Here is an 8,056-nt window from a genome sequence, read left to right as displayed (position 1 = left end):
AATGAATTTACAAAATCCTAAAAAATTCAAAATGATGGTCGATCAGGCACATGAAGTTGCTTTGAATGTGTTGCGCCCAATTTCAAGAAAGTATGACAAAGCCGAACATGCCTATCCAAAAGAATTGGACATGTTGGCATCATTAATTGATGGCATGAATGAAGGTGGTGAAGGAATAAATGCAGGTGCTGCTGTTGGCAAACGTGGAGAAACTGAGTCAGGTAACAAAAACGGCAATAATATGTCGACTGCACTCGGTATTATCGAAATGTGCTATGGCGATACGGGTTTATTGTTAAGTATGCCTCGCCAAGGCTTGGGTAACTCTGCTATTGCGGCAGTAGCAAATGACGAGCAACTTGAACGTTTTAAAGGGACATGGGCAGCCATGGCAATTACTGAACCGGGTTGTGGTTCGGACTCAGCTGCTATTCGTACAACTGCAACTCAAGATGGTGATGAATATATTTTAAATGGCGAAAAAATCTTTGTCACTTCAGGTGATCGTGCCGATTCAGTTGTAGTTTGGGCAACACTAGATAAAAAGCTTGGTCGTGCAGCTATAAAATCCTTTGTTGTACCCAAAGGTACGCCAGGAATGAAAGTTGAACGTTTGGAGCATAAACTAGGAATTAAAGCATCTGATACTGCTGTCATTAGTTTCATTGACTGTCGTGTTCCAGCTGCAAACCTGTTAGGTAATCCTGAGATAGATGTTGCAAAGGGTTTTGCTGGAGTTATGGAAACCTTTGATAATACCCGACCTCTCGTTGCAGCAATGGCGATTGGTTGTGCCAAAGCATCACTCGAACGTATCAAAGAAATCTTCAAAGATCAGCTTGATCCAGACTATAAAACACCTTATTTACAAACCTCAAACTTAGCTGCGCAGATCTATCGGATGGAAGCTGAATGGGAAGCTGCTCGCCTGCTTATGGTTAAATCCACATGGATGGCAGACAACAAAAAACCAAACTCAAAAGAAGCTTCTATTGCCAAAGCTAAAGCTGGTCGTGTTGGTAATGAGATCACACTCAAATGTGTAGAACTTGCTGCAAGTGTAGGTTATGGTGAAGATGAATTATTGGAAAAATGGGCACGTGACTCAAAAATTCTAGATATTTTTGAAGGTACTCAACAGATTCAGCAATTGATCATCGCACGTCGAGAATTGGGTAAATCATCGAGCGAATTGAAATAATTTGGCTTAATTCGAAAACTAATAAAAAGGACGTTAAATTAACGTCCTTTTTTTGAAATATAATTCTCGTTTATCTCATCGTCACAAACTCTTCCGCAGAAGTCGGATGAATTGCAACGGTATTATCAAAATCTCTTTTTGTTGCCCCCATTTTCAAAGCGACTGCAAAACCTTGTAGTATTTCATCCATGCCGAAACCTATACCATGGATACCCACAATTTTTTCCTCTTCACCAACACAAACCAATTTCATTTTGGTTGGCTGGCGATGCTGTGTAATTGCACTATACATAGCGGTAAAAGAAGAATTATAAACTTTTACTGACTGCTCTCCGTACTGCTCAATCGCTTCTTGTTCTGTAATACCAACAGTTCCTATCGGTGGATGGCTAAACACCACTGTTGGGATATTTTCATAATCTAGATATTCATTTGGTTTATTGTTAAATAATCGTTCAGATAGTCTCCGACCTGCAGCAACAGCAACAGGTGTGAGTTCCATTTTCCCAGTAATATCACCAACAGCATAAATCCCTTTCTGAGTTGTATTTTGGAATTTATCAACTTCAATATAACCACGATCGTTCAACTGAACATTTGCTTTATCTAAATTTAGATTTGCTGTATGTGGCTCGCGTCCAGTCGCCCAAATTAGGCAATCGACTTTATGCACCTCACCATTTTCGAGATGTAAATTAACTGAACCATCAATATTTTTAGTCACTTTTTGAGGGATAGCTTGTGTATGAATTTTCACGCCATCAGCTTGCATTACCTCAACCAAAGTTTCACTTAAGAACTGATCAAATCTTCTGACAGGAAAATCTTTTCTAATGAACAATCCAACTTGTGAGCCTAATGCATTTAATACCCCTGCAAGCTCAACAGCAATATATCCAGAACCAATAACTGCTGTTGTTTTTGGTAAAGCACTCAGTTCAAAAAAGCCATTGGAATCAATTCCATATTCAACACCTTCAATCTTAGGCAATGATGGCTGTGTGCCTGTTGCAATCAATATATGATCAGCAGTGAAAATTTCACCATTCACTTCAATTGTATTTTGATTTACAAATTGGGCAGCACCTTGTATCAAATCCACATTATTTTTACTTAGGCTATTTTCATATGATTGATGAATTCGATCTATATAGGCTTGTCTGTTTTTAACTAAAGTTTGCCAATTAAAAGATTCTATTTGGGTATTAAATCCATAATCTTCAGCATATTTATGGATTGATTCAGCGATATGTGCTGCATACCACATTACTTTCTTGGGTACACAACCGACATTTACACATGTTCCACCAATTTCAGACCTTTCAATCAAGGCACATTTCATTCCATACATTGCCGCTCGATTGACTGAAGCAATACCACCACTCCCACCACCAATAGCAATATAATCATAATGTTTTGTCATATTTGCCTCTTAAATAATCAGAAATTCTTTTTAAAGTTAAATATCTAAATAGATATACAGTATAAAAAATATAAAGCATTTGTTATTAATGGTTTTAATACAAGAAAATAAAAAAGCACCAATCATCTCTGATTGGTGCTTCTGCTTTGGGAGCAGCTTTTCAGCTTATTCCGTAGTTACAGTCTCTAAAGATGCTTGCTCAAGCGATTGATCAACAACACCAAACTTCTTGAAGATTTTCGCACGACGTTTAGGATAAATGTTCGCTTTGTTTAAATCACCTTTGTAGTGTTCAACAACTCGTTTATCCATCATTTTAAACCATAGAGGTGGAATGAGTGCTGGTAATAGCATACTTGCATAACCACTTGGCAATTCTGGCGCTTCGTCGAAATGACGCAATGCTTGGAATGGACGTGTTGGATACGCGTGATGGTCTGAATGACGCTGTAATTGATACAAGAATAAGTTCGTTACGATATTATTGTTGTTCCAGCTATGCTCTGGCATTGTACGTTGATACTTACCATTTGCATCTTTTTGACGTTTCAAACCATAGTGTTCGATGTAGTTAATCACTTCAAACAAACTAATTCCGTAGAATGCTTGAGTCGCTAAATAAGGAATCACGCCTTTGCCGAATATACCAACCACAGAACCATGGAAAGCTGCGCTCATTCCCCAACCTTGAAGCAACTCATTGTCTAATGACCAGAACTCTTTGCCTTTACGTTTTAGACGAGTCGTTTCGATCTCAATCGCAGATTTCAAAGAACCGAAAACTGTACGTGGCCAAAACTCATAGAACGTTTCGCCCATTTGAGAAGATGCTGGATCTTCTGGTGTAGCAGCACGTTTATGGTGACCATAAGGATGTTCAACGCGGAAATGGTTATAGCCAGTTGGTACAAGCGCTAAGTGCGATAAAATATGATCAAGACGATCATGCTTATGGCTAAGCTCATGCGCAGTATTGATTGCAATACCGTTGATCGCACCCATTGAGATACCAAGTAAAATTTTATCTAGGAAAGAAGTATCTTTACGACTAGTTAAATAACACGCATAAATGTTTGCAGCATACTGTAAAGGAATGAAAGTTTTAACAAGACGCGCATAGTATGGATCTTGTTCTAGTAATTTCACTTCCTCAGATGTTGGGTTATTTGCATCTTTCCCTACGATAGTATCAATTGCAGGAATCACAATATGAAGTAAGATAGGACCACCTAAGGCAAAGATCTTTTTCAGTGGGCGTGGTGCAAATTGGTAACCACCTAATATCCCAATACCAATTACTGGTAATGCAGGACTAATTGCCCATAAATAACGTTTACGATCCAACTCTAACTTTGATTTTGCTAGAGGCGCAAGTGGCTGCTCTACATTTACTGGCGCATTCATAATCATATCCATGTCTTTGTATATATACATATTTTGATTGAAAATGATTGACATGACAGTAGCAAACGTCCAAAAAACCTATGTCAGCGTCTTTGGCATAATCCACCCTGTTTTTGTCCCTTAAACACATATTGAATTATTAACCCTGCTTCCTATAATCTAACTGAAATATAAAATTATTGTTCTTATGGATGCTTTAAGTAAAATTTTTGATGATATACATCTCAATCGAACCGAATATATCTACTTGAAAACACAAGGAGAATGGTCATTTTTATGTCATGAGCAACCTGCTCTTATCGTCCACATCGTTTTGGTTGGATCTGTTTATATTCAATTAAATTCACAAAATAGTTTAACTGCGAACGCAGGTGAAATTGTCATTATAACCTCAGGAAAGCAACATACTGGAGCTGATAATGCGGTCAGAAAGTTAGTTAATGCTTTAGATATTTCTAATTTGTTTGATGGACATAAAAATGAAGCTATCGAGTTTGGTACAGAATCAGTAGAAAAAAATCTGATTCTAACCGTCCGTTGTGAAATGGATACCATCATGGCTCGTCCGTTCATGCAAGCCTTGCCAGAAGTCATTCATGTACAACATGGCGAAACAACTGCGCCTGAATGGCTACAAATCGGTTTGCATTTTCTAGCCCTTGAAACACAAAATATTCAAGCAGGTCGAGATATCATTATCGATCATCTTGTAAGTATTTTACTGATCAAATGTATTAGAGACCACATTCAAAATATTTCAACTAAACATGGCTGGCTGAGTGCACTTAATCATCCAGAACTGAGCTATGCTTTAGCATCAATTCATAATCAACCTGAATTAGCATGGACTGTTGAAAGCCTTGCGGAACAATGCTGTATGTCTCGCTCAAAGTTTGCAAGCCTGTTTCATGAGGTGATTGGAGAATCACCCCTTGCCTATCTACAGCAACACCGTATGAGACTCGCAAGCAAGTATTTACGTAAAAGTAACTACTCTATTCAACAAATTGCCAATATGGTGGGATACACGTCTGAAACAGCATTTAGCCAAGCTTTTAAACGTACATATGAATTATCACCCAAACCGTATCGCCAAAAATTTTTAGAAAGTTAAGATATAAAAAACAAAAAAGACACAAAAGTGTCTTTTTCAAATTCAATCAGATATAAATCAACGAACAATGCCGCGAGTTGATTTTTCTAATGAATCAATAAAGAGTTGTGCTTCAGGCGTATTTTCAAGAATTTCATCTCGAATTTGCGCAATCGCTTGTTCAGTCGTCAAACCTGATTTATAGATCAACTTATACGCTTCTCTTAAACCTTGTATCGTATTTCTTGACCATCCTTTACGACGCATACCTTCAATATTCATTCCGTATGCATGTGCAGGATTACCTGAAGCCATCACATAAGCAGGCACATCTTTAAGAATAAGCGCCGCACCACCAATCATGCTATACGAATCAATTCGGCAGAACTGATGAATACCAGCATTTCCACCTACGATCACATGATCACCTACATGTACGTGACCCGCTACACCAACATTATTAGCAAAAATATTATGATTACCAATAACACAATCGTGGGCAATATGGGTATTTACCATTAATAAATTGTGGCTACCAATTTTGGTAATACTTTGATCCTGAACAGTACCTCTGTGTAAGGTACAATGTTCACGAATAGCGTTGTGATCGCCTATTTCTAACCATGTCTCTTCGCCTTGATATTTCAAATCTTGGCAAATTTCCCCGATACTCGAAAATTGGAAAATATCGTTATTTTTTCCAATTTTAGTAAATCCCCCGACCACAACATGCGAACGTAATTTTGTGCCTGCATCAATAGTTACATTTGGACCAATAATACAATACGGTCCAATTTGTACATCAGATGCAATTTCTGCAGATGCGTCAATAATTGCGGTTGGATGAATTAAATTTTGACTACTCATGTCTGCTCAATTTTCTGATGGGAAATAATAATCTCAGCCGTCGCGGCAATCTTACCGTCAACACTGGCACTACAATTGTACTTGTAAATGCCACGTTTTTGCATAACTAGCTCAGATTTTAAGATAAGCTGATCGCCCGCGACAACTTGTTTCTTAAATCTTATTTTCTCCGCACCTGCAAAAAGGAACAATGAACCTGCTTTTGGCTTCTGATTGGTTAAAACAAAACCTAAAATTCCAGACACTTGAGCAAGAGCCTCAATGATCAAAACACCAGGCATAATTGGGTATGTCGGGAAATGCCCTTGGAGAAACTCTTCATTAATAGATACGTTCTTATAACCAACGATACTATTCTCAGTAACTTCCGTAACTCGATCAACTAATAAAAATGGGTAACGATGAGGTAAATATTCACGAATTGTAAGAATATCCATCGGTAATTCAGGCATAGTAAATGCTGGAGATGTTGACTCAGTCATAATAAATTATTTACGTAACTTAAGGGTTGATTCAAGGGACTCTAATTGAGCTTGCATATGATCAAGCCTTTTAGTGATTTGGGTCAATGGCACATCTGCTAATTGTCTTAGGCGTACAACCGTTCTTTTCCAATGGTTATTTTCAAAAAGACCAATTCCAGAAGAAAACGTTCCAGCTTCAGAAATATTTTTTGTGACCATTGACATTCCAGTCAACGTCACATTATCCGCAATATTTAAATGTCCCGCAACCGCACTTCCACCACCTATGATACAGTTTTTGCCAATTCGCACACTTCCTGCAATTGCACAATTCGCAGCTATCGCTGTGTTTTGACCAATTTGTACGTTATGGGCGATTTGCACAAGATTATCAATAATGACACCATCATCGAGAATAGTATTATCTAATGCACCACGATCAATACAACAATTTGAACCGATTCGAACATCATTACCGATTAATACCGAACCTAATTGAGCGATACGATGCCATTTACCTTGATATGGTGCAAAACCGAATCCTTCTGAACCAATCGACGTATTAGCATGAATGCGTACACGATCTTTAAGTTTAGCTTCACCAGTGATGGTTACATGAGAGTCAATGAAGCAATCCTTTCCTATTTCCACATTATCATCTAGATGGACTTGGGATTGAATAACGGTATTACTTCCAACAACACAATTTTCTCCTATCACAACATAATGACCAATATAGGCATCATCAGCAATGATCGCAGAAGGATGAATTTGAGCAGTACTTTCGATTCCTCTTTGCACATTTTTTTTATCAAATACATGTGTGAGCATAGCGAAAGCTAAATAAGGATTTGAAACAACGATAAAGTTGTGTTTTGAGCTTAATTGTTCTTTTAATTCTTCAGTGACAATGTATGCACCCGCCTGACTAGCCTGAGCTTGTGCTAAGTATTTTTCACCATTTACAAAGCAAATGTGATAATTCTCTGCGTGTTCTAAACTTGCTAAATTATGAATCTGAAAATCTTTTTGACCGAAATACTCACCTTGTACAAGGTGAGCAATCTCTTCTAAACGATAACTACGTCTATTCATTGATTATTTCATTGCATTGACCTTTTGGATCATTTTATCAGTTAAATCATACTGAGCGTCAGAGGCAATCGTAGAATTTTTATTTAAAATAAAGTCTAAGTTATTCTCTTTTCTCAATTGTTCAGCAGCTTGCTTTACACGATTTTCAAAAGTTGTATTCATCGTTTGTAGAGATGACTGTACTTTAGTTTGTAAACTTTGTTGAGTTGTATTGAACTCATTAACTTTGGCTTGGTATTGAGCAGAAAGTTTTTGTAAATCAGCTTGATTCGCTGATTGAGCTTTCTGTTGAAGACCCTCAATTTCCTTACCTAACTGCTCTAGTTTAGTTGAAGTAGGTTTTACCGATTGACCTAAACTCGCATTTTGCTGCTTTAGATATGTACTACTTTCAACGACTTTAGCTAAGTCTACAACCGCAATACCGCCTGCATTTGCTGTAACCGTTAAACCTAAAGCAACCATCAATATTGATAATCTTTTCATTATTTCTTACTTCCTTTTCTATA

Annotated in this window: 8 protein-coding genes; 2 read left to right on the top strand and 6 right to left on the bottom strand. The window is 37.6% G+C overall.

Annotation, left to right across the window (positions count from 1 at the left end):
• The first annotated feature begins 1 nt into the window (after position 1).
• The gene (locus tag IRT38_RS10450) at positions 2 to 1,201 is read left to right on the top strand and encodes an acyl-CoA dehydrogenase family protein (protein WP_004954530.1); all 1,200 of its coding nucleotides are present in this window, start codon (positions 2 to 4) and stop codon (positions 1,199 to 1,201) included.
• 70 nt (positions 1,202 to 1,271) lie between these two features.
• On the opposite strand, the gene gorA is transcribed toward IRT38_RS10450, so the two are convergent.
• Positions 1,272 to 2,624: a glutathione-disulfide reductase gene (gorA, locus tag IRT38_RS10445; RefSeq protein WP_151738300.1), complete on the bottom strand. Its 1,353-nt coding sequence runs from the start codon at positions 2,622 to 2,624 to the stop codon at positions 1,272 to 1,274.
• A gap of 165 nt (positions 2,625 to 2,789) precedes the next feature.
• Positions 2,790 to 4,028, bottom strand: coding sequence for an alkane 1-monooxygenase (locus IRT38_RS10440; protein ID WP_194597643.1), 1,239 nt, complete (start codon positions 4,026 to 4,028; stop codon positions 2,790 to 2,792).
• A gap of 187 nt (positions 4,029 to 4,215) precedes the next feature.
• On the opposite strand from IRT38_RS10440, the gene IRT38_RS10435 reads away from it, so the two are divergent.
• Positions 4,216 to 5,142 carry an AraC family transcriptional regulator gene (locus IRT38_RS10435; RefSeq protein ID WP_039047900.1) on the top strand — a complete coding sequence of 309 codons (927 nt, stop codon included), beginning with the start codon at positions 4,216 to 4,218 and terminating at the stop codon, positions 5,140 to 5,142.
• A gap of 57 nt (positions 5,143 to 5,199) precedes the next feature.
• Here IRT38_RS10435 and lpxA read toward each other — a convergent pair whose 3' ends face one another.
• Genes lpxA through IRT38_RS10415 form a run of 4 tightly spaced genes read right to left on the bottom strand, consistent with a single transcriptional unit; the run spans position 5,200 to position 8,033 of the window.
• Entirely contained in the window at positions 5,200 to 5,988 is a 789-nt protein-coding gene (gene lpxA / locus IRT38_RS10430) for an acyl-ACP--UDP-N-acetylglucosamine O-acyltransferase (RefSeq protein WP_004954536.1), read from the bottom strand.
• Positions 5,985 to 6,470, bottom strand: a complete 486-nt coding sequence (gene fabZ, locus IRT38_RS10425; protein ID WP_004915652.1) for a 3-hydroxyacyl-ACP dehydratase FabZ — start codon at positions 6,468 to 6,470, stop codon at positions 5,985 to 5,987. The genes lpxA and fabZ overlap by 4 nt, the downstream gene beginning before the upstream one ends.
• Positions 6,471 to 6,476: 6 nt before the next feature.
• Positions 6,477 to 7,547, bottom strand: a complete 1,071-nt coding sequence (gene lpxD, locus IRT38_RS10420; protein WP_194597642.1) for a UDP-3-O-(3-hydroxymyristoyl)glucosamine N-acyltransferase — start codon at positions 7,545 to 7,547, stop codon at positions 6,477 to 6,479.
• A 3-nt stretch (positions 7,548 to 7,550) separates the two neighbouring features.
• Complete coding sequence (locus IRT38_RS10415) at positions 7,551 to 8,033, bottom strand: OmpH family outer membrane protein (RefSeq protein ID WP_004915646.1); 483 nt, start codon at positions 8,031 to 8,033, stop codon at positions 7,551 to 7,553.
• Between the last annotated feature and the right edge of the window lie 23 nt (positions 8,034 to 8,056).

The organism is Acinetobacter sp. SK-43 (assembly GCF_015351505.1).
Lineage (GTDB): Bacteria > Pseudomonadota > Gammaproteobacteria > Pseudomonadales > Moraxellaceae > Acinetobacter > Acinetobacter junii.
The sequence above is the reverse complement of the archived record's forward strand: the minus strand, read 5'-3'. Positions and strand labels throughout refer to the sequence as shown.